At 68.6% G+C, this 24,505-nt stretch carries 31 protein-coding genes and 1 riboswitch; of the genes, 20 read left to right on the top strand and 11 right to left on the bottom strand.

Annotated elements, in window-relative coordinates; all coding sequences use genetic code 11:
- Positions 1-77 precede the first annotated feature (77 nt).
- The 10 genes from PI246_RS10080 (at position 78) to PI246_RS10035 (ending at position 5,112) form a co-directional block, all read left to right on the top strand.
- Positions 78-632 carry a glycoside hydrolase family 108 protein gene (locus tag PI246_RS10080; protein WP_320551126.1) on the top strand — a complete coding sequence of 185 codons (555 nt, stop codon included), beginning with the start codon at positions 78-80 and terminating at the stop codon, positions 630-632.
- 3 nt (positions 633-635) lie between these two features.
- Positions 636-1,175, top strand: a complete 540-nt coding sequence (locus PI246_RS10075) for a DUF2589 domain-containing protein (protein ID WP_320551125.1) — start codon at positions 636-638, stop codon at positions 1,173-1,175.
- A 68-nt stretch (positions 1,176-1,243) separates the two neighbouring features.
- Complete coding sequence (locus PI246_RS10070; protein WP_320551124.1) at positions 1,244-1,897, top strand: DUF2589 domain-containing protein; 654 nt, start codon at positions 1,244-1,246, stop codon at positions 1,895-1,897.
- 60 nt (positions 1,898-1,957) lie between these two features.
- Positions 1,958-2,215, top strand: coding sequence for a hypothetical protein (locus PI246_RS10065; RefSeq protein ID WP_320551123.1), 258 nt, complete (start codon positions 1,958-1,960; stop codon positions 2,213-2,215).
- Positions 2,216-2,224: 9 nt separating this feature from the next.
- Positions 2,225-2,683, top strand: coding sequence for a hypothetical protein (locus PI246_RS10060; RefSeq protein ID WP_320551122.1), 459 nt, complete (start codon positions 2,225-2,227; stop codon positions 2,681-2,683).
- Entirely contained in the window at positions 2,671-2,841 is a 171-nt protein-coding gene (locus PI246_RS10055; protein WP_320551121.1) for a hypothetical protein, read from the top strand. The genes PI246_RS10060 and PI246_RS10055 overlap by 13 nt, the downstream gene beginning before the upstream one ends.
- A gap of 11 nt (positions 2,842-2,852) precedes the next feature.
- On the top strand, positions 2,853-3,287 hold the full coding sequence (locus PI246_RS10050; RefSeq protein WP_320551120.1) for a hypothetical protein: 435 nt from the start codon (positions 2,853-2,855) through the stop codon (positions 3,285-3,287).
- Positions 3,284-3,637, top strand: coding sequence for a hypothetical protein (locus PI246_RS10045; protein ID WP_320551119.1), 354 nt, complete (start codon positions 3,284-3,286; stop codon positions 3,635-3,637). The genes PI246_RS10050 and PI246_RS10045 overlap by 4 nt, the downstream gene beginning before the upstream one ends.
- Positions 3,634-3,948 carry a hypothetical protein gene (locus tag PI246_RS10040; protein ID WP_320551118.1) on the top strand — a complete coding sequence of 105 codons (315 nt, stop codon included), beginning with the start codon at positions 3,634-3,636 and terminating at the stop codon, positions 3,946-3,948. The genes PI246_RS10045 and PI246_RS10040 overlap by 4 nt, the downstream gene beginning before the upstream one ends.
- Before the next feature lie 723 nt (positions 3,949-4,671).
- Positions 4,672-5,112 carry a hypothetical protein gene (locus tag PI246_RS10035; RefSeq protein ID WP_320551117.1) on the top strand — a complete coding sequence of 147 codons (441 nt, stop codon included), beginning with the start codon at positions 4,672-4,674 and terminating at the stop codon, positions 5,110-5,112.
- Between the two features lie 25 nt (positions 5,113-5,137).
- On the opposite strand, the gene PI246_RS10030 is transcribed toward PI246_RS10035, so the two are convergent.
- Positions 5,138-6,076, bottom strand: a complete 939-nt coding sequence (locus tag PI246_RS10030) for an MASE1 domain-containing protein (protein WP_320551116.1) — start codon at positions 6,074-6,076, stop codon at positions 5,138-5,140.
- 512 nt (positions 6,077-6,588) lie between these two features.
- On the opposite strand from PI246_RS10030, the gene bufA2 reads away from it, so the two are divergent.
- The 3 genes from bufA2 to PI246_RS10015 are packed head-to-tail and all read left to right on the top strand — an operon-like array spanning position 6,589 to position 8,481.
- A complete protein-coding gene (gene bufA2, locus PI246_RS10025; protein WP_320551115.1) occupies positions 6,589-6,858 on the top strand; it encodes a BufA2 family periplasmic bufferin-type metallophore in 270 nt (89 codons plus the stop codon).
- A 49-nt stretch (positions 6,859-6,907) separates the two neighbouring features.
- Entirely contained in the window at positions 6,908-7,753 is an 846-nt protein-coding gene (bufB, locus tag PI246_RS10020; protein ID WP_320551114.1) for an MNIO family bufferin maturase, read from the top strand.
- Positions 7,750-8,481 (top strand): DNA-binding domain-containing protein, encoded by a 732-nt coding sequence (locus PI246_RS10015; RefSeq protein ID WP_320551113.1) that lies wholly within the window; start codon positions 7,750-7,752, stop codon positions 8,479-8,481. The genes bufB and PI246_RS10015 overlap by 4 nt, the downstream gene beginning before the upstream one ends.
- Before the next feature lie 13 nt (positions 8,482-8,494).
- Here PI246_RS10015 and PI246_RS10010 read toward each other — a convergent pair whose 3' ends face one another.
- Positions 8,495-8,962 (bottom strand): DUF1203 domain-containing protein, encoded by a 468-nt coding sequence (locus tag PI246_RS10010; RefSeq protein WP_320551112.1) that lies wholly within the window; start codon positions 8,960-8,962, stop codon positions 8,495-8,497.
- A gap of 104 nt (positions 8,963-9,066) precedes the next feature.
- Between PI246_RS10010 and PI246_RS10005 the strand changes: the two genes are divergently transcribed.
- From PI246_RS10005 to pnuC, 3 genes are all read left to right on the top strand, one after another.
- Positions 9,067-10,191, top strand: coding sequence for a phosphotransferase enzyme family protein (locus PI246_RS10005; protein WP_320551111.1), 1,125 nt, complete (start codon positions 9,067-9,069; stop codon positions 10,189-10,191).
- A 20-nt stretch (positions 10,192-10,211) separates the two neighbouring features.
- Positions 10,212-10,308, top strand: a riboswitch (TPP riboswitch).
- A gap of 56 nt (positions 10,309-10,364) precedes the next feature.
- Positions 10,365-12,536 (top strand): TonB-dependent siderophore receptor, encoded by a 2,172-nt coding sequence (locus tag PI246_RS10000; RefSeq protein WP_320551110.1) that lies wholly within the window; start codon positions 10,365-10,367, stop codon positions 12,534-12,536.
- A complete protein-coding gene (gene pnuC, locus PI246_RS09995; protein WP_407069799.1) occupies positions 12,526-13,119 on the top strand; it encodes a nicotinamide riboside transporter PnuC in 594 nt (197 codons plus the stop codon). Before PI246_RS10000 ends, pnuC begins: the two co-directional genes overlap by 11 nt.
- Positions 13,120-13,314: 195 nt before the next feature.
- On the opposite strand, the gene PI246_RS09990 is transcribed toward pnuC, so the two are convergent.
- The 6 genes from PI246_RS09990 to PI246_RS09965 all read right to left on the bottom strand — a co-directional run bounded on the left by PI246_RS09990 (position 13,315) and on the right by PI246_RS09965 (position 18,538).
- Complete coding sequence (locus PI246_RS09990) at positions 13,315-14,232, bottom strand: hypothetical protein (RefSeq protein ID WP_320551109.1); 918 nt, start codon at positions 14,230-14,232, stop codon at positions 13,315-13,317.
- Positions 14,233-14,294: 62 nt separating this feature from the next.
- The gene (locus PI246_RS09985) at positions 14,295-15,377 is read right to left on the bottom strand and encodes a DNA topoisomerase IB (protein WP_320551108.1); all 1,083 of its coding nucleotides are present in this window, start codon (positions 15,375-15,377) and stop codon (positions 14,295-14,297) included.
- Between the two features lie 48 nt (positions 15,378-15,425).
- Positions 15,426-16,595 carry a class I SAM-dependent rRNA methyltransferase gene (locus PI246_RS09980; RefSeq protein WP_320551107.1) on the bottom strand — a complete coding sequence of 390 codons (1,170 nt, stop codon included), beginning with the start codon at positions 16,593-16,595 and terminating at the stop codon, positions 15,426-15,428.
- A gap of 46 nt (positions 16,596-16,641) precedes the next feature.
- Positions 16,642-17,085, bottom strand: coding sequence for a hypothetical protein (locus PI246_RS09975; protein WP_320551106.1), 444 nt, complete (start codon positions 17,083-17,085; stop codon positions 16,642-16,644).
- 59 nt (positions 17,086-17,144) lie between these two features.
- Entirely contained in the window at positions 17,145-18,089 is a 945-nt protein-coding gene (locus PI246_RS09970) for a serine/threonine protein kinase (RefSeq protein WP_320551105.1), read from the bottom strand.
- Positions 18,086-18,538 carry a hotdog fold thioesterase gene (locus PI246_RS09965; RefSeq protein ID WP_320551104.1) on the bottom strand — a complete coding sequence of 151 codons (453 nt, stop codon included), beginning with the start codon at positions 18,536-18,538 and terminating at the stop codon, positions 18,086-18,088. Before PI246_RS09965 ends, PI246_RS09970 begins: the two co-directional genes overlap by 4 nt.
- Positions 18,539-18,586: 48 nt before the next feature.
- Here PI246_RS09965 and PI246_RS09960 point away from each other — a divergent pair, with 48 nt between their 5' ends.
- Positions 18,587-19,642, top strand: a complete 1,056-nt coding sequence (locus tag PI246_RS09960) for a 2Fe-2S iron-sulfur cluster-binding protein (RefSeq protein WP_320551103.1) — start codon at positions 18,587-18,589, stop codon at positions 19,640-19,642.
- A gap of 42 nt (positions 19,643-19,684) precedes the next feature.
- Here the strand turns inward: PI246_RS09960 and PI246_RS09955 are convergent, their stop codons facing one another.
- Genes PI246_RS09955 through PI246_RS09945 form a run of 3 tightly spaced genes read right to left on the bottom strand, consistent with a single transcriptional unit; the run spans position 19,685 to position 21,085 of the window.
- On the bottom strand, positions 19,685-20,131 hold the full coding sequence (locus PI246_RS09955) for a rhodanese-like domain-containing protein (RefSeq protein WP_320551102.1): 447 nt from the start codon (positions 20,129-20,131) through the stop codon (positions 19,685-19,687).
- A 46-nt stretch (positions 20,132-20,177) separates the two neighbouring features.
- Positions 20,178-20,591, bottom strand: a complete 414-nt coding sequence (locus PI246_RS09950; RefSeq protein ID WP_320551101.1) for a hypothetical protein — start codon at positions 20,589-20,591, stop codon at positions 20,178-20,180.
- 29 nt (positions 20,592-20,620) lie between these two features.
- Positions 20,621-21,085, bottom strand: a complete 465-nt coding sequence (locus PI246_RS09945) for a YiiD C-terminal domain-containing protein (protein ID WP_320551100.1) — start codon at positions 21,083-21,085, stop codon at positions 20,621-20,623.
- A gap of 136 nt (positions 21,086-21,221) precedes the next feature.
- Here PI246_RS09945 and PI246_RS09940 point away from each other — a divergent pair, with 136 nt between their 5' ends.
- The 3 genes from PI246_RS09940 to PI246_RS09930 are packed head-to-tail and all read left to right on the top strand — an operon-like array spanning position 21,222 to position 24,461.
- Positions 21,222-21,992, top strand: coding sequence for a uroporphyrinogen-III synthase (locus tag PI246_RS09940; protein WP_320551099.1), 771 nt, complete (start codon positions 21,222-21,224; stop codon positions 21,990-21,992).
- Between the two features lie 46 nt (positions 21,993-22,038).
- On the top strand, positions 22,039-23,211 hold the full coding sequence (locus tag PI246_RS09935) for a uroporphyrinogen-III C-methyltransferase (protein ID WP_320551098.1): 1,173 nt from the start codon (positions 22,039-22,041) through the stop codon (positions 23,209-23,211).
- Positions 23,208-24,461, top strand: coding sequence for a heme biosynthesis protein HemY (locus tag PI246_RS09930; RefSeq protein ID WP_320551097.1), 1,254 nt, complete (start codon positions 23,208-23,210; stop codon positions 24,459-24,461). The genes PI246_RS09935 and PI246_RS09930 overlap by 4 nt, the downstream gene beginning before the upstream one ends.
- Positions 24,462-24,505 lie beyond the last annotated feature (44 nt).

The raw sequence follows: 24,505 nt of genomic DNA, 5'->3' as shown, positions 1-24,505 counted from the left end.
CGATCCATCGCGATCGCCCGTGACGGGATAGTGAACCCACACCGGCGCCTGTCGCGTCACCTTGGGAGACCACGGCCATGGCCGACTTCAATCACTTCTTTCCGACCCTGCTCCGCCATGAAGGGGGATTCGTCAACGATCCGGCCGACCCGGGTGGCGCCACCAACAAGGGGGTGACCCTGGGCACGTTCCGGCTCTACGCGAAATCCTTGCTCGGCGTCGAACCGACGCTGGACAACCTTCGCGCGCTCACGGACGAGCAGGCCGGCAAGATCTACAAGAAGCAGTACTGGGACGCGATCGGCGGCGACGCGATCCGCAACCAATCGCTCGCGGACATCGTGTTCGACTTCCAGGTCAACGCAGGTAACCGTTCCGCCAGGCTGCTGCAGACGGTGTTGAATCAGTTGGGCGCCGCGCCGCCGCTGGCCGTGGACGGTGTGGTGGGCAAGGGCACGATCGTCGCCGTGAACACGGCGCGTTCTGCCGACGTGTTCAACCGCTTCAAGCAGGGCCGAAAGGATTACTACACCCAACTGGCGGCGCAGAAACCGAGCCTGGCCAAGTTCCTCAAGGGCTGGCTCAATCGCGTGGAGTCGTTCACCTACGCCCCCGATCCGCAGGAGGCCTGACCGGTGGCCACGACGTCCCTCAACGACCTCATCGAGGCACTCGCCGGCGCGGTGACCGACGCGCAGGATCGCATCGAACAGCACCAGATGGCGCACCTGTCGGATTACTTCGACGAGGACAACCGCCCGAAGAGCGTCGTCATCCGCATGCCGTCGATCCAGCACGGTGCCGACGAAGGTGACGAGGACCTCTATCGCGCGCCGATCCTGCCGCTGGTATCGACCAACGTGCTGCGCATCAAGGACGTGGAGATCCGCTTCGACGCCGATCTGGGCAGCCTGATCGACCCGGGCGAACCGTTGCCCGACGAACCCGCCGATGCGCCACCGCCCGACCCGACCCATGGCTGGCGCGTCAAGCCGCGCCCCGCCAAGCCCTATGTGCGCGTGGACACGTCGCTGGGCGCGAAGGAAAGCCGCGGTGGCGCGGTGCACGTCGTGTTGCGCGTGGAGGGCAGCGAGCCCACCGACGGCGCGGCACGCCTGATGAACCATCTCGCCCAGACCCAGGGCGTGTTCAAGACGTTCAAACCCGGCGACTGATCGGTACGCCGTTTCGAACCGTGGCGGCATTCCGCCCGCCGCGCCATGTCACGTAAAGGAGTCACACCATGGCTGACGAACTCGTCAACATGTCCAGTCAGTTCAAGGGCCTGCCGATGGCGGACCTCATCGGTTCGCCGCTGAGCGCCGCCTGCGAGGCGCAGGTCAAGCTCGCCCAGGCCACCGCCGATTTCATCAAGGTGATCGGCTTCATGCCGCCGGCCGCCAACGACCCCACCGGCGTCGGCGCGACCCGCACCGCCCAGTTCCGCTTCAAGCGTCCTGTCGATGATCCGACCGGCGCCGGCATCGCCGAGGAAGAAGTCGAACTCGAGGTGCCGCTGCTCGCTATCGTGAAGGTGCCCAACCTGAGCATCACCAACGTCGACATCACCTTCGACATGGAAGTGAAGTCGTCGTTCTCGCAGAAGGAGTCCGAGGACAAGAAAGGCGAGTTCTCCGCCGACATGTCGATCGGCTGGGGCGTGTTTTCCGCCAAGGTGCACGTGGCCGGTTCGGTCGCGACGCATAAGGAAAACACGCGCAGCTCGGATAACTCGGCCAAGTACCACGTGGCCGTGCACGCCGAAGACAAGGGCATGCCCGAAGGCCTGGCACGCGTGATGGACATCCTGCAGACCGCTTGCGCTCCGCGCAAGGTGGGTGCGCCGGTACCGGTCACCGACACCCCCGCGGCTGCGCCCGCGGCGGCCACGCCGTAATTCGACGCGTCATGTGTCGCGACGTCCGGTGGACGTCGCGATCTTCATCCGGAGCCCGCGATGTTCGACCTGAGCGAAGTCAAGTATTGCAAGCGTATCGTCGTCGGCAACGACAATCCCAACCAGATGGCCTCGCCGGAGAAGGTCGCCGAGGCGCAGGAGCTGCTCAACCGCTGCCTCAGCGAGCCGCCGAAAGGGTGCATCATGGGGATCGAAAAGAGTTTTAAGGTGTTGCAGATCGGCGAACACCAGGTCGTGCTGCAATGGTTGTGCTACCACGTGGGGTTTCCGCGCAAGCCGGCCTGGATCAAGGACTAGGAGCACGCCATGGCTGCCTGCGGACTCGATGTCCTTCTCTTTGCCCTCGGCCATGCGGTGGAGGCCGCGAACGAGTCGCTACGTGCGCGACGCGAGGCGATCCGTGCGGGTGACCTGGCCCAGGGGCGCGGGCTACGCGTCGACGTGCCGCGCGATCCGTCGCCGGATGCGCCGCTGGAGTCCGTGGTGATTCCGCTGGCGATGTTCCGCGACCGGGGGCAGCCCCACGTCTCGATGATGTCGCTGGAATTCGACTGTCGCCTTCGCCTGCGTCGCATGCGCCATGGCGAGACACGGCAGCTCGTCGTCGAACTCGGCGGACGCCGCCGTCGCTGGTTCGCGCGCGATCGCCCGCACCGACTGCGCATCACCTATCGCGCGGTGGATGCCTGGCGGCCCCGCGTGGAACTCGACGGCCGTCTCGTCGCCTTTCCGTCCCTGGCGGGAGACCGATCGTGGAACGCCTGACCGAATTGCACGTGCCACCCGAATGGGAGGCGGCCCTGACCGCCTGTCTCGACGAACCGTTGCCTGCGCCATCGGGCCTGTCCCCATGGTTCGTGACCATCGTCATCCTGTGCCTTGCCGCGGCGTTCGCGGTCGGCATCTTCCTGCTGTATCCATGAAGGAAACCGTTATGAATCCACTGAACACGTCCCTGTGCCGTCTCGCCGTCCTTGCCCTTGTCGCCGCCTCCTCCGTGGCAAGTGCGCAGGAGATCACCAAGGACACCCTGCCCACCGGCGTATGGGTCGGTGTCCTGCGATCGGACAACGTGAACGTCGCGGTGCAGGTGAAGTTCGACGCCAGGTCGGCGCTCGTGCATTTCGATCCGCCGATCGCGTGCAACCTGGGCGCGAAGTTCCAGCAGGTGCAGGCCGATGGGGCGATTTATGCCTTTGCATCGGCGAGCAACGGCGGCAAGCTGTGCGATAACCTCGCCGGCTCGGGCGTGATGAGCATCGTGCGCGCCTCGCCGACGTCGCTGCGGCTGTCGTTCGATGAGAAGTCTTACAACGGCCAGCCGCGCGTGCGTACATGGCGCGCGGAGCTGGAACCCAACGTGCCATGACCGGAGCACGAGCGATGAACTCCATGGATCCCGTGTTGTTTACCCGGTTCTGGTTGCTATTGGCTGCCGTGGGCGGCGCGATACTGCCCGTGGCGATGAACGACGAGCCCTCTCGCAAGCGCGCCATCGTGCAGGTGGTGTGCGGTGCGTTGATGGCCATTTTCCTCGCTCCCGCGCTGGAGCGGCGCTTCATGGCCGACTCCGCGGCCGAGGTGCAGGCCGGCGTGTCGTTCCTGATCGGCTTTTTCGGGCTCAAGCTCGCCAGCCTGGCGCAGCGACTGATTGACACGCGCGGTGAATCCATCGCCAACCGCGTCATCGACCGTATCGCGGGGGGCGAAGGCAAATGACGTCCGACATGACGATGGCGATCAATCTCGTCTGCAACCTTCTCATGGCGCTGTGCGGCATGTGGTTGCTCACCGAGCGGAGCATGTCCCGCGTGGTGCGGATCTATTGCGCCCTCATCGCGTGCGGCGGGGCGGTCAACGCGGCGGGCATGCTCGCCGCGCTGACCGACTTTCGCGACTTCAGCTACGGTTACGTCTGGCCTGGCGAGGTGGTGGTCAACATCGGTGCCACCGCGATGATGCTGCGCTGGACGTGGCGTGCACGGCGGCGGCGAAAAGGGCTTGCGATCGACGCCCAGCCGGCCGCCTAAGCCCTCGTTGCCCTTGCCTGGGTCGCTGGACAAGGGCAATGATCGCTAGCGGTAGGAGTAACGATTCGATCCTGGAGCTTGTGCAGGCGGGAGTCGGCGAGGTGCCTTCGTGGGGTCGTGCGCTCGCTTGCCTTTCGTCACGTGGCTGGCCTGTGCTGGGCGTAGCGGTCCTTAGGCAGGCGTGGCATCGCGATTCCAAGAAAATCGCGCTTCCCCACCGCGCGCGACACGAAAGGCAGTCACGACAGGCGAAGGCTGTGAAACGGCATTTCGCTGACCAAGGCGTCCTTGGCGCCTGAGCTGGGGCTGGGCAGGGATCGCCGCAATGATCGCGTGATGGCCGACATCATCCTGCTCTGCGCTCTTTTCGCCTTGTGCCTTTTCGCAGTTCGCGGCCGCGCAACCGGCGGCCAGCCGTCACATGGGTATCCGGTCGGGCTCCCAGTGAAACACTGTTTTATAGGTGTTTTTCTGAGAGGCCTGTTCGGTCTCAGGTCATGACATACGTCGAAGATAAGCTGTCACCTCACAACGACGGATACCTCGCCGCTTCCGTTGCCGGTGCTTTCCACGCGCTTCACGAAGACACATGCGCGTAATCGGCATCACGCCATAAACTGCGGCGTGGTTGGAGGAAAGTGCATCTTCCAGGTGTCGTAGCCACACCTGGTCCCTAGGGTCGGCAGCCGTTGCCGACTTCCCCTCATCCAGGAGACCCCTTCCATGCGCATTCGTCCCCTCCTTCTCGCTACGGCGCTCGTCGTGATGCCGGTCGCCGCCGGCGCCCAGCAGGCCATCACCGGTCTCGGTCAGTCCTGGCCCAATAGCACCGACGTCAGCTCGAGCCCCAACTATCACGTCTACGTGTTCCAACGCGGCAACACCCGCTATGTCCAGGTGAACGACGCGAACGGCAACGTGCGTGGCGCCTTCGCGCGCACGCCGTATAGCATCATCGGTCTGCCGGTTGGCGCCGATGCAGCGAATCTCGCTACCCAGGACGAGCCCCTTCCGCCCGCCACAAATACGTCGTCCGAAAAGGTCTATGAGGACAGCGGCATCAAGGTTTTCGTTTCACCTCAGCCGAGCGGGGCTTACCGCGTGATGGCCGTATCCGGCGACTGTAAGGGTGATCCCCAGGAGTGCACCACGCACAGTCCGTAAGCATCCGAGTGCAACGGCAGACCGGTCAGCTTGCCTGACCGGTCTGTTGAGGTTTGGACGCCTTGCATTCGGATGCGTGGCGTCTCGCGCTTCGGGCGCCAAGCATCAGCGCGCCGGACAGGACCATCGCTAAAACAACCTGGGCCTGGATCATGGCCGGATCGCGTAGGGTGGTCGCTGTGGCGGCCTGGAACGAGCTGGCGAGCAGTCCACCGATGGCCGCACCATGCCATTCGAATCGCCATGCCAGAACGATCACGGGAATTGCCATACCAATGCGGAAGTACGGGAGCGCATCGCCGCCCACGAACGATGCACCGATAAGAAGCGTGATCAGCACAGGCAGTTCGATTCGCAGGACCTCACGCAGTAGCGGGCTGCGTATGACGTGGTTAAACGTGATCTCACCAGCGATGCGGCTCATCCGCTGGTGCACCGCGAGAATCGACGGTGCGATGGAGAGTGATCCTAAGAAGTATCCGAGAACCCAGACCAGCACCGTTTGAAGCGTGATCGGGGGGCTTGGCGAGCCGTCGGGCATCGTCAACACGGACAGCGCGGTGCAGTTGATCGCCGTGGATATACCGGCGCAAAGCAACGAGGCGACCAGGATGAGGCTCATGTTGATCTGGCCATCGGGGCGAAGCAGTTCCATCCTTCGCTTGAGGGCTGCGACTATGGGCATCGCCAGGGCAATGGGCGGAATGGCCATCAGTGCTGCCCATGCTGCGCCGAACATGGCGCTATGCATCAGTGCAAACTCGGCCAGAGGCAACATTTCGCCGACGGCGAGTGCCGGCCAGAACTTGCGTGGAACGAGCAGCAGGCACGCTACACGCAGGCCGGCGGGAAGAACCCAGTGAGAAAACGAGAAGTATTTCGTCACCTCATAGCAAGCCGCGTACGCGGCCGCCACGGCGAGGTGGCGTCCCCAGATGGACGGATCCTTGAGTTTTGCGATCACGTGGCGCTCTCGTCCTGAACAGCGGTCCAAACAGGGGTGACCGTCGAGATGCCTCGCCGGCCGGCCGACTGCGCCGGCGGAAGCGGGGGAGGCCCGGGTTCGACGACGCCTATAGTCTGAAGGTTCATCGGCCTCCCTGCCATCGGACTGTAGGGCGTCGGTTCAACCTTTGCCGAATCGGCGCCGGGGTCGGAGGTGCCTTTCGCGTCGCCGAAGCCGCCGAAGGGCGCCGGTGGCCGCCGATAAGGCGCGAAACAGGGGGGGGCTTCTTCCGGTCGGGAGCCGCGGCCGGGGGGGCGGTGGCGCCGACGCCGGGGTGGCCGGGCCGATGCGGACCGCCGGGCGACGCACTTGTGGTGGGTGGCGATCCTGGAGTATCTCATCGCCAGGGAGTCGGCCAGCGCCGGTTCGACCGAGGGCCGCCCAAAGGGCCGTTCGGTTGTCGCGGCCCTGCCGCCCGTGCCAACGACCCACGCCATCTCGGCATCACCCCCCGCTACGGAGAGTCCACCATGTCTACCGCTACCCAGAGCGTCGCCACCGCTGCCGCCGTGTTCGCCGTGTCCGTCGCGGCCGTCGCCGTTCCCGCGCAGGCCGCCCCGGCGAGTGGCGGCAAGACCGTCGCGTGCTACGGCATCAACACCTGCAAGGGCACGTCCGACTGCAAGTCGGGCAATCACGGCTGCAAAGGGCAGAACGACTGCAAGGGCCAGGGCTTCAAGTCGGTGAGCGTGAAAGAATGCACCGCCCAGGGCGGCAGCACGACGCCGCCGGCGAAGTGACCGGTCGACCCGGCTGCCCCTGCCGGGTGGCCGGGTGGGCTCCCTGACCATGTCCTGCGCTTCTCCGCTCCCGCGCTTCGACGGCTTCGGCGTGGGCCTGCGTGTCCCGCATTACCCGGATTTCCTCGAGGGGCATCCGCCGGTCGATTTCGTCGAGGTGATCTCCGAAAACTTCATGGTCGACGGCGGCCGCCCACTGGACGTGCTGGCGCGCGTGCGTGAGCGTTATCCGGTCGCCCTGCACGGGGTGTCGATGAACATCGGCGGGGGCGATGGCGTGGATCGCGACTACCTGCGCCGGCTGCATCGCCTGGCGACGGCGATCCAGCCGCTGTGGGTGTCCGATCACCTGTGCTGGACCGCGGTCGACGGCTTCCAGTCGCACGACCTCCTGCCGCTGCCGTATACCCGCGAGGCGCTCGACGTCGTTGCGGACAACGTCGGGCAGGCGCAGGACATCCTCCAACGCCCGCTCGTGCTCGAGAACCCCTCCACCTACGTCGCCTTTGCGGAGGCGGACATGGACGAAGCCGAGTTTCTCGATCGGCTCTGCGCACGCACCGGCTGCCACTTGCTGCTCGACGTGAACAACCTCTACGTCAGTGCCGCCAACCATGGCCTCGACCCCACCGAAGGACTGGGGCGCCTTCCGCTCCACCATGTGCGGCAGGTGCACCTCGCCGGCCACAGCGTCGGTCGCGACAGGTTGGTGGACACGCACGACGCGCCCGTCGCCGATCCGGTCTGGGCGCTGTACGCACGCGTCATGGAGCGGTTGGGCGAGGTCGCGGTGATGATCGAGCGGGACGACAACCTGCCGCCCCTGCCCGAGTTGCTCGACGAAGTGGCCCGGGCGCGGGACATCGCCGCGTCCGTCAGGCGGCGCGCGGCGTGAACCTGCGCGACCGGCAGAGGGCTTTCGCCGCCGCGCTCGTGGGTGGCTTCGTGCCGGCTGGCGTCGATCCACGGGGCATGGCCGTGTACGCCCACAACTATCGGTCGCAGCTGGTGGCGGCGCTGCGCGAGACCTACGAAAAGACGCTTCTCTGGCTCGGCGAGACGGCATTCGATGCGCTCGCGGCAGCTTACGTCGACAGCCATCCCCCGGTGTCGTGGACACTCGACGCGTATGGCGAGGCCTTCATCGCGCACCTGGACGACGCCTATCCCGCGGATGTCGAGGTGGCCGAGATCGCCTGGCTCGACTGGCACCTGCGCCGGGCCTTCAGCGGGCCGGATGCCCGGGCCATCGGGGTGGCTGAGCTGGAGGCCGACGACTGGGATCGCGTGGAGTTCGACTTCGTGCCGACGCTCCGGTATTGCCGGGTGCGCAGCAACGCGGCGGCGATCTGGCGCGCCTTGGGCGACGGGCAGCCTCCGCCGGTGCCACAGGGCGTGGAGGCGGGTGTCGGCTTGCGCGTCTGGCGGGAGGGTCTCTCGCCGCGCTTCGCCAGCATGACCGCCGATGAGACCGCGTGCCTCGACCTCGCCCTGGCCGGGGCGAGCTTCGGCGAGGTCTGCACCTGGCTCGGCCAGCGCTACGACGCCGAACAGGCGGCCCGGATCGCGGGCGGTTGCCTCGGCGCGTGGACGGCGGAAGGCATGGTGAGGGCCCTCCGCTAGCGCGTAGCCCCTGTCAGGCTCGTTCAATCCGGGCGGCATAACATCCAGGCTTCGCGTAATGGGCGTGCAAGTAGGCCACGCTGCGGTTTCCGAGCAAGCGCCCGATCAGCCCTTCGATGCCGGGTCCCTCCACGAGGTCGGCGTCGACCATGTCGCCATGGGCGTCGAACGCGCGAAGCGAGAGCACGCGACGGCGTAGCGCGTCCGGCACGGTATCGATGCCGTCGTAGCGTCGCCCGGCGTATTCGCGCACGAAGATGGCATGGCTGGCGCGGTACGGCGTGTCGGCGGGCTGATGCACGTGGTTGAGCAGGAGCACCGTCTCCCCCGGCGCCGCGTCACGCACTTCGACACGGTCGGGGAAACCCGGCGACGCGTCGACGACGAGGCGCCGGACGCCGCGCCGTGCCAGTTCGTCGGACGGCAGGCCGTAGAGCGGCATGAAGGGCGAGGGGTCCAGACCGAGGATGCGAAAGGCCATGAGGATGCCGGTGGCGGAAGGTGCGCCATGCTGTCCCGTCCGGCGAAACGTCGCCATCCGGTTCGTGCGGCCCACGTCGCGCGTGCGCCCGCTAGACTTCGCGCATGACCGATGACGCACACCTTACCCACGGGCTCGCGGGCGACGAACTCGCGCCCGATTGGCCGCCGCTGACGCTGCACGAGGTCGTGGAGGTGCTTGAGCGCGTGCCGGACGCGGGCCAGGCGGTCTCGCTGGCCTGGCGTAGCCCGCGTCCCCTGTCGGCGGCGGCGCTGGTCGATACCGCGCAGGGGCGGGTCTTCGTCAAGCGCCATCACCATAGCGTGCGCTCCCCGGCGCAACTGGCCGAAGAGCATCGGCTGGCGTCGCATGCGCGGGCCCGCGGCGTGCCCGTGCCCGATCTCCTGCGTGACGCGTCGGGCGCCTCGGTGTTCGTGCGCGGCGACTGGGTGTATGAGGTGCAGGCGCCGGCCCGGGGCGTGGATGCCTATCGCGATGCGTACTCATGGGCGCCAGCCGGCGGCGTGAGGCATGCCTACGCGGCCGGGGCGATGCTGGCCGACTGGCACGCCGCGACCGCGGACTACGAGGCCCCGCAGCGCACGACGCATATCCTCGTGGCGCGGGCGGAGATTCTCTCGGCCGACGATCCGGTCGCGGCCGTGGCGGCCGGATGGGCGGGGCGTCCCCATCTTCGCGCTTATCTGGAGGCGCGCGACTGGCGCCGTGAACTGAGCGACGCCCTGGCACCCTGGCAAAGCCGCTCGTTCACCACGCACCCGGCTTGCTGGACGCACGGCGACTGGCACGTGTCCAACCTCTACTGGAGCGACCGTTCGCAAGCGGCTCGTATCACGGGCGTGCTCGACCTGGGTCTGGCCGCGCGCACGTTCGCCGTGTTCGACCTCGCCACCGCAATCGAGCGCAACGCCATCGCCTGGCTCGATGTCGCGCGGGGCGACATCGCGCGGGTAGACCTAGCCCACGCACTGATCGACGGCTATCGCTCGCGGCGCGACCTGAGCGCGGCCGACATGCGGGGCCTGGTCGACCTGTTGCCGCTGGTGCACGTGGATTTCGCCCTCTCGGAGGTCGAGTATTTCGAAGGCATCACGCGGCGCCGGGATCACGCCGACGTGGCGTGGTACACCTTCCTGCTTGGCCACGCGCGGTGGTTCGCCGAGCCGCCGGGGCGCGCGTTCCTGGATGCGCTTGGACACGTGGCCTGACGATTCGTGTTTCAATAGGCGTTCTGAAGCGGGGGTGCCCGGCGTTCGCCGGGCTGAGAGAGTCCCTTGGAACCTGATCCGGTTGATACCGGCGTAGGGAGCTTGCAGAGCCGCGGATGCCGTTTGCCGGCACGTGGCTCGCCGTCGCTTCGTCCGCTGCCACGAAGACGACGATGACCCTCACCCGCACGCCCCTCGCCCTCGCCCTGCTTTCCCTCGCGCCGCTGGCGCACGCCGATGACGCCACCCCGCCGCAGACGCGCACGCTGCCCGGCATCGACGTGCATGCCACCACCGCCCGGGGCTATCAGGCGGCGGATTCGCAGCTGGATACGTTCGGCAGCTTCGGCAGCGCGCCGCTGCACGATACGCCCGCCGCCATCACCGTCATCACGCGTGCGCAGATCGACGATCGCCAGCCGAGGTCGTTGAGCGAGCTCGTGCGTGGCGACGCGGCGATCAATGACAACTACGCGCCGGCGGGCTACTACCAGGACATTTCGATCCGTGGCTTTCCGCTGGATCTGGCTACCGGCTTCCGCTTCAACGGCATGCTCATGTCCGCCGAGCAGACGCTCGCCCTGGAAGGCAAGGAGCGGGTCGAGGTGCTCAAGGGCCTGGGTGGCCTGGAAGCCGGCGTGGTCGAGCCCGGTGGCCTGGTCAATTACGTGAGCAAGCGCGCGGCCGACGTGCACACGGTGACCGCCGGTACCGACTCGCACGGGTCCACCTACGAGGCGCTGGACGTGGGCACGTGGTTCACGCATGCCTTCGGCATGCGCGTGAACGCGGCGAACGAGAAGACGCACTCGTGGATCGACCATGTCGACGGCCGGCGCAGTTTCGTCTCGGTGGCGGCCGACTGGAAAATCAACGACGACGCCACGCTGCTGCTGGATACCGACTACCAGACCAGCGCGCAGCGCTCGGCGTCCGGTTACCAACTGCTGGGAGGCACGACGATTCCGGCGCATGCCAGCCGCACGCAGTTGCTCGGCTACCAGCCGTGGCAGCGGCCCGTAGGCATCCATGCGAGCAACACCTCGTTGCGCTTCAACTACCGGTTCAGCGACACGTGGAACGCCCAGGTCTCCGCCGGCCACAGCCACACGGTGATCAACGACAACGTGGCCTTCGCCTATGGCTGCGCCTACGCGGCGGCGTGCGCCGATGGGTCGCCGGGTTATTTCTTCGCGCCCAACGGCGACTACGACGTCTACGATTTCCGCAGTCCCGACGACACGCGGCAGAATGACGAAGTGCGCGCGGTGCTCACCGGCAGCTTCGCCACCGGCACCGTCGACCATGAACTCAACCTCGGCGCCACCGCGTTCCGTCGCACGATGGACCAGCGCCCCTACGTCTACGACTACGTGGGCACGGCCAATATCGACGAACGCGAGCCGCCCGTGTTCGCGCCCTCGCCCAACGAGCCCGGTCCGCTCGCGCGCACGCTGACGAGCTGGCAGCGCACGCTGTTCGCGATCGACCGGATTCACCTGGGCGAGGCCTGGCAGGTGCTGGCCGGTGCGCGCCTGGTGCGCCTGGACGAAACCGCCTACGACACGACCGGCACCGCCGAACGGCACACCCGCCTTGTCCGGACGCTGCCGCAGGCGGCGGTGCTATGGCAGCCGGTGAGCGCGCTGACCACGTATGTCAGCTACGGCGAAGGGCTGGCGCTGGGACGGCAGGCGCCGTACTGGACGAGCAATGGCGGCGCGACCCTCGCCCCGCTGCATTCGCGGCAGGTGGAAGCCGGCGCGAAGTACGCGCTCAGCGACGCGCTCGATCTTCAGGCGGCGGTCTATCGCATCCGCCAGCCGTATCAGTTCGCCGCCCCGGACGCGAGCGCCGCCGGCTTTACCTTCGTGCAGAAAGGCGAAGAGGTGCATACGGGCGTAGAGCTGAACCTCGCCGGCCAGGTCACCGATCGGCTGCGCCTGACGGCCAGCGCCAACGCCATCCGCGCCCGGGCCGAGCAGACGGGCGTCGCCGCGTACGAAGGCCACCAGGTGATCAACGTGCCGCGCTGGCACACGGCAGTGTATGCCGACTACAGCCTGCCGTTCGCGCCCGGTCTCGCGCTGCTCGGGGGGTGGCGTTACGTTGGCAGCAATGTCGCGACGCCGGACGGCCGCGTCAGCGTGCCGGCCTACCACGTGTTCGACGCGGGCCTGCGTTACGCCATGACGGCCGGCGGCCACGCGCTGACGTGGCGCCTCAACGTCGACAACGTGTTCGATCGGTTCTACTGGCGCGACACGGGCAGCTCCGGGGGCGATCGCTATCTCTTCCCCGGCATGCCGCGCCTGGCGCGCCTTTCGGTGACCTATGAGCTTTGAGCTGTCGCCCTTCGAGGTCGGCGCGGCGTTGGTCAGTGCCGCCGGCGTATGGCTGACGGCTCGGCGCAGCCCGTGGTGCTGGCCCGTGGGGCTGGTGTCCGTGATCGCGTACGCGTGGATCTTCGTCGAGGCGAAACTCTATTCGGACACGCTGCTGCAGGGCGTGTTCGCCGTATTGATCCTCTACGGCTGGCAACGCTGGATGCGGCACCTCGACGGTGACGGCCATGTGCGCGTGGCCGCCCTGGATCCACGCCGCGCCGCGTTGCACCTGGTGGTGGGCACCGTGGCGGCGCTGGCGTTGGGTTATGGCATGCATCGCTGGACCGACGCATCGCTGCCCTGGCTCGACGCCGCGCTCACTGCGTTCAGCCTCGTGGCGCAGTGGTGGCAGGCGCGGCGCCACGCGGCGGCGTGGTGGCTCTGGATCGCGGTCGACGTGATCTACGTCGGCGAATACGTCTACAAGGCGCTGCCGGTGACGGCGGTGTTGTATGCAGCGTTCGTGGGGTTGGCGGCGATGGGATGGCAGGCCTGGCGGCGTGAGTACGCACGGGAGCAGGGCGTGGCCCAGCGCGCCTGACGGATCGCTTCGGCGACTGCCCATGGCCCCGATTTTTCAGAATGCTTCCATAGGCGGCAGGGTCTTTCCACCGCATTATGTGCAGGTCGACGCGGTCCGGATGCCTGGTGTCCAGGACTGGAGACGTTCAGGGCTTCGGCATCGCACGACAGCGGCGGGGACGTGGGACGCGTCCCCGCCGCTTCTGCGTGTCGGTTATTGCTTGGGGGCGGCGCCCCAGTCGCTCGCCTGAAACGACAGGTGCAACACGGTGCGCGTGTCGTCCTGCAGCGGGGGGTGGTATTCGAGCGAGGTGCAGCCGGTCGCAAGCTGGCGTTTCGCTGCGAGGGCCAGGGTCTTTTCCATCGCGGGGCCGTACGCGGGCAATCCCGCTTTACCCGTGGGCAGCATCACGTGGAAGCCGTCCGCGCTGACGCCGTCGGCCATGTCCGGCGGTGGCGACTGCCCCGACGCGAGCACGGATATATCCATCTTCTTGCCGCAGCCACCCTCGCTCACCACGTCCACCCCGTCGAGCAGGTTGCGCACGAAGCGATCGGCGTTGTCATTGAGCGAATCGACCGCGCCCACGGGGGTGGTGAGGCGGATCTTCGTAAAGTAGAGCTTGCGGTAGAAGAGATACGTGCGCGAGGTGAGCATGTCCTGCTGCGCGTCGAACACGAGCGGCAGGAAGCGCCCTTCCAGCGTCTTGCCGTTTGCGAGGCGGGCGACGTACGGCGAGGTGTCGCCCCACCAGACGTTGCGGTAGATCTCCTGCCGCTCGGCGAAGGCCACCGACTCGCGAAAATCCTCGGCGGCCCTCTTGAGCATGTCCGTGGGCGCGCCATCCCCGGCGGGATAGATGAAGACGTCGGCGGCGATCCATTCGGCGTGGTCGATGCGATAGCGCAGCGACACGCCCGCGGCGATATCGCCCTCGTCGGCGTAATTCTTCACCGCGACCAGGGTCGCGTTACCCAGGTGCTTGGGCGCGATGATCCAGGTGTCGTCGATCACGCCGCGGTGGGCCTGCAGGCCGGGCAGCACGGGCGTCGCATCCGGCGCCTCTTGCGCGCCGACCGGCGTGGCCAGGCCCAGGGCCACCACCAGGGGGATCCGCTTCCACCGCCACATCGTCGACACAATCCCAGAAAAAGTAATGATCCCCACCCGCAAACTATAGCCGCGCATCCGCGTCAACGGGAGCGTTTGCCGCTACGCAGGCGCCGTCGCAGGTAGGCCAGGGCCAGTGCCTCGAGCTTGCGGGTGAAGCGTGGGTCGGTCGGCGGTACGCAGCGGGCCAGTTCACCGTCCAGCCAGCCGGTGAACACCTCCGGGTGGATGTACGAACGGCGACACACGGCAGGCGTGTTGCCGAGGATGCCGGCCACTTCTTTTACCGCTGCGGCGATCGCGGCGCGGCTCGCACGGTCGCCGCCGGCGTCGGGCAGCGGCGTGGCCGCCATGACGGCGATCGCCTGGACCGTTCCGCCCCACGTGCGGAAATCCTTGGCGGTGAATTCGCCGCCGGTCACCTCGCGCAGGTAATCGTTGACCATGCCCGAGTCGACCGGTTGGCGTTGTCCGTCGTCGTCGACGTACTGGAACAGACGCTGGCCCGGCAGATCCTGCACGCGGCGCACCGCGCGCACCAGACGCCGGTCGTCCAGCACGACGTCGCGCCACTGGCGGCTCTTGCCACGGAAGTGGAACTCGATGCGCGTCTTGCTGACGACCACGTGCCGCGAGCGCAGGGTCGTGAGGCCAAACGAGTTGTTCTCCTTCGCATAGGTATCGTTGCCGACGCGGATCATCGTTTCTTCGAGCAGGCTCACGACCAGCGCCAGCACCTTGTCGCGGGGCAGGCCCGGCAGGCCCAGGTCCTTGCGCAGGCGTCGGCGCAGGCGCGGTAGCGCCTCGGCGAAGGCGAGCATCCGCTCGAACTTGTCCTGGTCGCGGATCGAGCGCCATTCGGGGTGATAGCGGTACTGCTTGCGCCGCCGGGCGTCGCGACCCGTCGCTTGCAGATGGCCCCGGTCCTGCGGGCAGATCCATACCTCGGTGTAGGCTGGCGGCACGGCGAGCGAGCGGATACGGGCGAGGGTCGCCTCATCGGTGATCCGGCGACCGTCGATGCCCACGTAGCTGAAATGGCGCCCCCGCCGACAGCGGGTGATGCCCTTGTCGGTGTCGCACACGTAGACCAGGCCCGCCGCTTTCGCGTGGGCCTGCTCGGTGCTGATCGCCGCGAGGGCTTCGGGGGAGGGCTTCCGGGACATGGCCGGCAGTGTGTGCCGGCCGTCGATCAAGACACGGTGAACGAGTCGTCAGATCACCCGGCAGAACACGGCCTTGAGATAGCGGTTCTCCGGCACGTTGCTGGCCACCGGGTGATCGGGGCCGGCACCGGCCACGTGAAGCAACTGGATCTCCCGGCCGGCGTTGAGCGCCACCCGGCGGAGCATCTCGATGAAGTCGGCTTCGCTCACCAGGCCGGTGCACGAGCAGGTCAGCAGGATGCCGCCCGGCGCGATCACGTCCAGGGCCGTGCGGTTCATCGCGAAATATTTCTTGAGCGCGTTCACTACCTGGTTGCGGTCGCGGGTCAGCTTGGGCGGGTCGAGCACCACCGCGTCCCAGGTGCGACCTTCCGCGATGGCGGCGCGCAGCCACTCGAACACATCGCCCTGCTCGAAATGCGCGTCCACCGCGTTCATGCGTGCGTTGGCCCGGGCCACCTCGAGGATGGCGGCATCGGCGTCGACCCCGGTCGCCTCGCGGGCGCCGGCTTTCATCGCGTGCACGGCGAAACCGCCGGCGTTGCAGCACAGGTCGAGTACGCGGCGATCGCGGGCCAGATGGGCGAAACGCCGTCGGTTATCGCGCTGGTCGGCGAAGAAGCCGGTCTTGTGGCCAAGGCCGGGCGCGGCGTGGAACGCCAGGCCATGCTCGTGCACATCGACCGCGGCGGGCGCGTCGTTGGAGCGCACGTCGAAGGACTCCTGTCGCTGCACGTGCTGTTCGGCGAACCAGTACAGCGAGGCGCCGGGGAAGTGGCGCAGCAGTTCGGCGTGGATCGCTTCGCGGAAGCGCCACATGCCGGCGGCGAAATACTCCACCACCAGGTGGTTCGCGTAGCGATCGACGACGAGACCGGAGAGGCCGTCGCCTTCGCTATGGACCACGCGCCAGGCATCGCTGGCATCGTCCAGGCGTAGCAGGTCGCGGCGCAGTTCGACGGCGCGGGCGATGCGCGCGGCGATCCAGTCGGCATCGACGGTCTCGGCCGGGTCGGTGGTGAGCATGCGCAGGGCCACGCGGGCGTGGCCGTTCCAGAAGCCGCGGCCGACGAAGCGGCCCTTGCTGTCGACCACCTCCACCACGCTGCCGGGCGGGATGCGCTCGGCGGGTTTGACGACCTGGGCCGACCAGACCCAGGGATGACCGGGCGTGCGGTCGGATTTAAGGGTGATGCGGGGGGAAGCGACGTCGTTCATCCGGCCATGATACAGGGCGCGAAACCCCTTGGCCTTTCGTCGGCCGTCAGCGCCCGAAGCGCAGAATCAGCCAGGACACGAGCGCGAGCAGGTTGATGCCCACGTGCGTCGCGGAGGGGCCGCCCAGGGCCAGGAGCCAGCCGTGCTCGGCGATCGCCCAGTCGAAGCCGAGACGCGGCGAGCGCTGCACCGTGATCGACAGGTTGGCGAAGGCGCCCGCGGACAGCGCATAGCTGAAGACCGGCATCGCCAGCAGGGGCGCCTGGAGGCATTGCGCCCAGATCGACATCTGCGTGCCGCGACCGTCGTTGCTCGCCAGCAGCACGCCGGCCACGAGGATGAAACCAAAGAGCAGCACGCCCAGCACGCTGGCGATCGCCTCGAAGCCGGTCATCCGCGAGCCCAGCAGATGGTCGACCTGGCGGACCAGGCCGTAAAGGCCACCGGCGATTTCGAAGACGGCGATGACGCGGGTGAGGAACGAATGCATGCGGTCGTGGTTTCCTGGTGGGACGGCGACGGATTATGGCCGTACGGGGCGCCGCGAGGCTAAAGCGCCTCGGCGGCGTCGTTCAGGTCGGCGATGTGCTGCTCCCACCAGCGCGGTTCGCCAGCGAACGGAAACGCCGCTGGAAAGGCCGGATCATGCCAGCGCTCGGCGATCCAGCCGCCGTATTGCACCTGACGCATCGCGCGCAGCGCGGGCACGAGCGCCCGTTCGGCCGGATCGATATCGCGAAACTGCCCATAGCCCTCGAGCAAGGCATCGAGCATCGCCTCGTCGGCGGCCAGCATCCAGAGATCCTGGACGGCGGGCCCCATGCGCGCGTCGTCGAGATCGACGAAGTGCGGGCCGGCGTCGGTCCACAGCACGTTACCCGGATGACAGTCGCCATGCAGGCGGATGCGCCGCACCGGGCCCACGGCTTCGAGCCGGTTCGCCACCGCGTCGTCCAGCCGGGTGACCGCGTCGCGGTAGGCCCCGGCCAGGTGCACGGGCACCAAGTGGGACGCGAGCGCCGCGCGGGCCGGCCCGTCGATCATTGCCGCGCGGTCGAGCACTGCGCGATGGTGGAACGGTTCGCGAGCGCCGACCGCGTGCATCCGGCCGAGCAGGCGGCCCAGCCATTCGAGCTGGTCGGTCGATTCGAGGGAAGGCGCGCGCCCACCACGGCGCGGATAGATCGCATAGCGGAACCCCTCGTGCCGGAGCAGCGTGTGTCCTTCGAACACCCTCGGCGCGACCACGGGGATTTCCGCCTCGGCCAGTTCGCGGGCGAAGGCGTGTTCTTCGACGATGGCGTCGTCGGTCCAGCGCCCGGGCCGGTAGAACTTGGCGACGATGAAGCCGCCGTCCTCGAGGCCGACCTGGAACACCCGGTTCTCGTAGCTGTTGAGGGTGAGCAGGCGTCCGTCGCTCCACAGCCCCGAGGCCTCCACGGCCGCGAGCACCACGTCGGGCGACAGCGCGGCGTAGGGCGCGGCGCGCGTCACCGGCGCAGGGCCTCTTCCATGCCGCCCGGCGTGGCGATCACGGCCATGGTCAGGCGGGAAAGGCAGACGAGCTTGCCGGCCGCGTCTTCGATGCGGATTTCCCACACCTGGGTGGTGCGGCCCAGATGCGCCGCCTTCGCGGTGCCGGTGACCCGACCGTCGCGCACGCCGCGCAGGTGGTTGGCATTGATGTCCAGGCCCACGGCCAGGTGGGTCGCCGGATCGAGGGTGAGCATCGCCGCCGTGCTGCCGACGGTCTCGGCCAGCACGACCGACGCGCCGCCATGCAGCAGGCCGAACGGCTGGCGCGTGCGCGGGTCGACCGGCATGGTGGCGCGTAGCCAGTCGTCGCCGATGTCGGTGAAGCGGATGTCGAGCGTTTCCATCATCGTGTCCCGGCTCCAGGCGTTGATGTGGGCAAGGTCGGTGGACTGTTTCCAGATGGCCATGGCCGCTCCGTCGGGGTGAACGATCCGCCATTGTCCTACAATGCGCGCGTGCCCACCGTAACCCTGACAACGTCCGGCAAGCGATTCGACGCCGCCGGAGACGAAACCGTGCTGGAAGCCGCCCAACGCGCGGGTATCGCCCTGCCGTACTCCTGCCGTGGCGGCGTGTGCGGCAGCTGCAAGGCCACGCTGGTCGAGGGCCGTTGCGACTACCCGCGCCTTCCGCCCGTGGCGCTCAGCGACGACGCCCAGGCCGATGGCGCCATCCTGCTCTGCCAGGCGGTACCGCGCGGCGACATCGCCATCCGCGCCCGCGAGATCGCCTCGGTCGAAGACATTCCGCACCGTCGGGTGCAGACCGAGGTCGTCGCCCGCCGGGCGCTCGCGCCCGACGTGGTCGGCGTGTGGCTGGTGCCGACGGAGGGCCCGCGCTTGAACTGGCTGGCGGGGCAATACCTCGACGTGGTGCTCGAAGACGGCCGCCATCGGCCCTTCTCGATCGCCGGGGGGCCGGCGGACGACGGCCGGATCGAACTGCACGTGCGTTACGTGCCGGGTGGCGGCTTCACGAGCTGGGTCTACGAATCGCTCAAGGTCGGCGATCGCCTCACCATCGAGGCACCGCTGGGCACGTTCGTGCCGCGCGAGGATTCCGAGCGCCCGATGCTCTTCGTCGCGGGCGGCACGGGTTTCGCGCCCGTGAAGGCCATCGTCGAACACTTCATCGAACTGGGCACCCGTCGCGCCATCCACGTCTATTGGGGCGCGCGCCGGGCGGAAGACTTCTACCTGACCGAACTCATCCGCGCGTGGCAGCGCCGCATGCCGGCCTTGCACTTCACGCCCGTGCTGTCGGACATCGACGCCGCATGGGAGGCCGGCATCCGCGCGGGCCTGGTGCACGAGGCCGTGCTGGAGGACCACCCCGACCTGTCGGGGTTCGACGTCTACATGAGCGGACCGCCGCCGATGATCGACCTGGCACGCGAGCATTTCGCCGCGGCCGGACTGCCGGACGACCGGCTGTATTTCGATTCGTTTGAACTGGCGCCGGACGTGCTGGCGGCGATTCTCCGCGGGCGGGCCGGTATCCACGGCCTGTAAGGCTACGCGTCAGCCGTCCCCGCGCGACGGCGTGCGAAGGGTTTACTTCTTGCCCTTGGCCACGGGCAGCTGCGCGTTCTGCCAGGCGTAGGTGCCGCCGTCGAGCACGAACACGCGGGCGAAGCCCGCCTTGATCAGGCGGTTGGCGGCCTTGCCGACGCCGCGACCGTCCTTGTCGACCAGCACGACGGGAAGCTCTTTCGCCTTGCTGAGGTCTTTCTGGGTTTCCGGGTCGAACTGGCTCATGGCGACGTTTTTCGCGCCGGGGATATGCGCCTTCTCGAAGTCGGCGCTCGCGGACAGGTCGATGATGAGCGGCGTGTCGCGATTGATCAGCTGGGTGAGGCCGGCCGGGGTGAGCATTTTCCATTTGCGGAACAGCGCGCCGACTTCGCCGGCGACGAGCGCGACGAGCAGGATGGCGAACAGCGCGGACAGCGCGAGGTGATTGCCCGCGAATTCGGGCAACTTATGCAGTACGTCGTTCATCGGGTCTTCCGGAGCCGGCGGGGTAAAGCGGCCGATTATATCGGGTTCAGTGCGGCGAGAAGTCCGGCAGGCCGGTCATCAGCCGCCACGTGCCCTTTTCGCGGTCGTAGTGCCAGCGCTGGCGATCGATGATCGAGCGCTCGGCCTGGGTGTTGACGTTCACGACGTTGATCTGCACCACCTGGGTGACCTCGCCTTCGCCGTCCGGCTGGGGTCCGCCGCCTTCGTCGTAGGCCGTGACGCGCAGCTGCTCCAGCCGGCTGCGATCGAGCGAGGTCATCGGGTGGGCTTCGGCGTAAGTCGGATCGACGAAGGCTTGCGCGGTCACGAAATCGCCCCAGCGGATCGCTGACGCGTAGCGCATGAGCGTGGTGTTGAGGGCTTCGTTGCGCTTGTCGGTGGCGCAGCCGGACAGTGCGGCCAGGAGCAGGACGAGGGCGGGCAGGGCTAGGCGGCGCATGGCGTGGTCCGTGGGCGGGTCGCCTGGCATTATGCCCGGCGCTTGGCCACGAAGCGTGCTTCCAGGCTCGCGGCGGGTTTGCCGTCGTCCCCCGGCACCGCGCAGGTCACGTCCACGCGGGCCCGCCCGCGGGCGTCGAGGGTGGCCAGGAACGGCCCCCAGTCGCCGCCGACGCCGAGCCGCGCCTCGGCGCGGAGATCGTCCCAGACCGGCGCCAGGTAGCGCACGGTGGAGTCGGCGACGAAAAGGTCGCAGTCGTAACCCCGGGCCCGCAGCACCGACTCGACCAGGGCCCAGCCGGCCAGGGTCATCAGGCTGGCCAGGCTGCCGCCGAACGCGCAGCCCTTGTCGTTGATGTTCGGCGCCAGCGGCGCGGTCATCGACAGGCAGGCGCCGTCGAAGCCCGCGATGCGCACCTGCATGGCGCGCGCGAGGGGAATGCCGTCGAGGATGAAGCCCTCGAGGGCCTGCGGGGAAGGGGCGGGAGAGGTCATAGGCGGCGAAGTCTACGGGCGCGCGATGCACGTTCGCATCCGTATGGCGCATGCGATGATCGGGCCACCGCACCTTCGGCATGGGTGTCATCGGGCGCATGTACGTATGCTCGAAGGTCACCCACAGGACGTTCCCGTGAGCCGCACGCAGCCCCTTCGCAACGTCACCGTCGTCATCACCCGTCCCGCCGGCACGGCCGGGCCCCTGTCGCGCCGCGTGCGCAAGCTCGGCGGTATCCCGGTGGCGGTGCCGGGCCTGTCGCTGCGGGCCACCGCCGACGCCACGGCCACCCACGCCGCCCTGCGGTCGGCCCTGCGGGGGGACATGCTTGTCTTCACCAGCCCCGCCGCCGTGCGCTTCGCCGCCGACCTGCTGCCGCTGGCGACCCGCGCCACGGTGATCGCCGTCGGCCGGGGCACGGCGCGTGCCCTGAAGATGGTCGATGTCGCCGAGGTCCACTTCCCGGCGAATCGCCAGGACAGCGAAGGCGTGCTTGGGATGCCCGAGATGGCGTCGCTCGGCGGCCGCCGCGTGGCATTGATCGGGGCGCCGGGCGGGCGGGGCGTGCTACGGGAGCAGTTGGCCGCGCGTGGGGCGACGCTCGAAGAGATCCACGTCTACCATCGCGTGGCGCCGCGCATCGACCGTCGCCACATTGATCCCCTGCTCAAGCTCGGCCGCCGTTCGGCCGTGCTGATTTCCAGTGCCGAGGCGCTGGAACACCTGCATCGCGCGCTCATTCCCCCGGCCTGGCGCCGCCTCGTGCAAGCGGTGGCCGTGGTCAGCAGCGACCGCCTGCGTCAGGTCGCCGAAGCGACGGGCTTCGAGCGGGTGACCGTCGCTCGATCGGCGCTGCCCGCCGACCTGCTCGAGGCGGCCGCGGGCATCTCGTTCACCCGCCGTTGAGCGATGTGGTCCGTGCGTTCGCGTATGGCCTGCTAGCATGCCGGCCATGACGACCGAGACCCCACCGACCGATACCGCCCCGGCGACGCCGGCCCCGGCCGCCGACGCCGCTCCCCGCCGCCCCGTCCGGCAGCCCGATCCCGCCCCGCGGGGTGGTGGCGCGGCCCTGGCCCTGAGCATCCTGTTGTCCCTGGGCGCCCTGGGCGCAGCGGGTTACACGGCATGGACCGTCTGGCAGATGCGCGGCGACCTGGGCGCGGCCAACGGGCTGCGCAAGCAGGTCGGCCAGCTGAGCGCCCAGGTGAACGGGCTGAGCGAAGAAAGCGCCACGTTGCGACGGCGCGTGGCCGATGCGGACGGCGTGAACCGGTCGGCGCAGGAGGCGATGTTGGGCGTGTCCGAGCGCACGAAGCATCTCGAAGATGCCGTGGCCAATCTTTCCGAGCGCAGCCTGAGTGGGCACGACGCGATGCTGCTCGACGAAGCCGAGTCGCTGTTGCGCATGGCGAAAGAACGTTTCGCGCTGTTCGGCGACGCGACGGGGGCGCTGGCCGCCTACGATCTGGCCGACACCACGCTGGCCGCGGTCAACGACGGCGAGTTCGCGCCGGTGCGTCGTAGCCTCGCCGCCGAACGCGAGGCCCTGGCCGCCGTCGAGCCCGCATCCCGTGCCAACGACCTCGCCACGCTGGCCGACCTTCGCGCACGCCTTCCCACCCTGCCGCTGCGTAACGCGGACGATCGGCCCGACACCGGCGATCGCACGTTCTGGCAGCGCGCGGGCGACGCCCTGGGCAGCATCGTGACGGTGAGCCACGACGACGGCACGCCACTGGGACTGGCCGACGACCGCATCGCCCGCGAACTCGCCGCGCTCGACGTCGCGCATGCCGAGGCCGCCGTGCTCGCCTACGACGACGCGGGGCGCAAGGCGGCGCTGGAACGCGTGGACCGGAGCATCGACGCGCGTTTCGATCCGTCATCGCCCGCGGTGCGCGATGCGCGGGCGCGTATCGCGGCCTTGCTCGCCAGCAAGGCGTCCGCACCGAAACCGTCGTTGGGCGCGGCGCTCACCGAGCTGCGCAACCTGCGTTCGGTGCACGCGTTGAACGACAAGGCGCCCGCTTCACCCGCGCCCGCGCCCGCGGCGGCCAGCGTGTCGGCGGAGGCCCCGGCGCCGGCGCCGGCGTCCAGCACCGCGCAGGAGACCACGCCATGACGCCGTGGCGCTGGATCGTCGGCCTCATGCTCGTCGCCGTGCTGGCCGCGTTCGGCTGGCACTGGGTCGCGCAGGATCCTGGCTACGTGCTCGTCCACTGGCGTGGCACCAACGTGCAGATGACCCTGGTCACCCTGGTCGTGATGCTGGTCGTCGCGTGGGCGCTCGTCACGGCGCTCGTCGCGCTGATCCGGTGGCCGTTCGGTGCGTTCACCCGCCGTCAGCGTCGGCAAAGCCGCCGTCGTTTCGCCGAGGGCCTGGTCTCCCTGGTGGAGGGCCGGCACGCCGAGGCGGAGCGCGATCTGAACCGTGCGGCGCGTTATCCATCGCTGCGCGGCCCGGCGCTGCTGGCCGCCGCCGAAGCGGCCGAGCGGCACGGTGAGCGTACGCGCGCGCTGGAGACGCTGGACGCCGCCGCCCAGGAAACCCCGCGCGCCGCACGCGTGCTGCGCGCGCGCCTGTTGCGTCGGGGTGATAAGCCTGCCGACGCCGTCACGCTGCTCGCTCCCGAGGCGGGCAGCGCGGCGCTCACCCCGGCGGGATGGGTCGAATTCGCCGAGGCGTCGCTGGACGTGGGTGACGCGCGCGGCGCGATGCGCGCGCTCGAGCCCTTGCAGAAAAGCGGCGAACTTGGCGCGCGTGCCTATGCGGAACTCGAATCCCGCGTGATCGCCGCCTACATCGCCTCGGCGCCGGACGGTGCCTCGCTGGCCAGCCTGTGGTCGCAACTACCGAAGGGCCAGCGGCGTCTGCCGGCCGCCGTGGACGCCTACGCGCGCCACGCGGCGCGGCACGGCCAGACCATGGCCGCGATGGACGAAATCGAAACGGCATTGCGCCGCGAGTGGTCGCCCACCCTGGTGACCGCCTACGGCGCGATGGGTGCCGAGGACATCGAGCAGCGTCTTCGGCGTGCGGAGGCATGGGTCGATACGCACCCCAACGATGCGGCCCTGCTCACCGCGCTCGGTCGCATGTGCGTGCGAGTGAGGTTGTGGGGCAAGGCGCGACCGTATCTCGAACGTGCGCTCGCCATCGCGCCGAGTGCGGACGCCTGGGAAGCGCTCGGCGACGTGTATCTGGGCGAGCAACAACCGGAGCTCGCGCAGCGGTGTTACCGCAACGCGCTGGCGCTCTCGCGCGGCGGCGTGGCAGAGGCGTTGCCGGAGCATCGCGGCCGCCGGATCGATACCCGCGTGACCGCGGTCGAGGAACGCGACCAGCACGGCGTGCCACGGCTTTCGCCCTGACGCGGCGGGCCTTGCACGCGACGGGCGTCGTCGCGCGCAAGGCG

The sequence above is a fragment of the Luteibacter sahnii genome, from assembly GCF_034063545.1.
Lineage (GTDB): Bacteria > Pseudomonadota > Gammaproteobacteria > Xanthomonadales > Rhodanobacteraceae > Luteibacter > Luteibacter sahnii.
The sequence above is the reverse complement of the archived record's forward strand: the minus strand, read 5'-3'. Positions and strand labels throughout refer to the sequence as shown.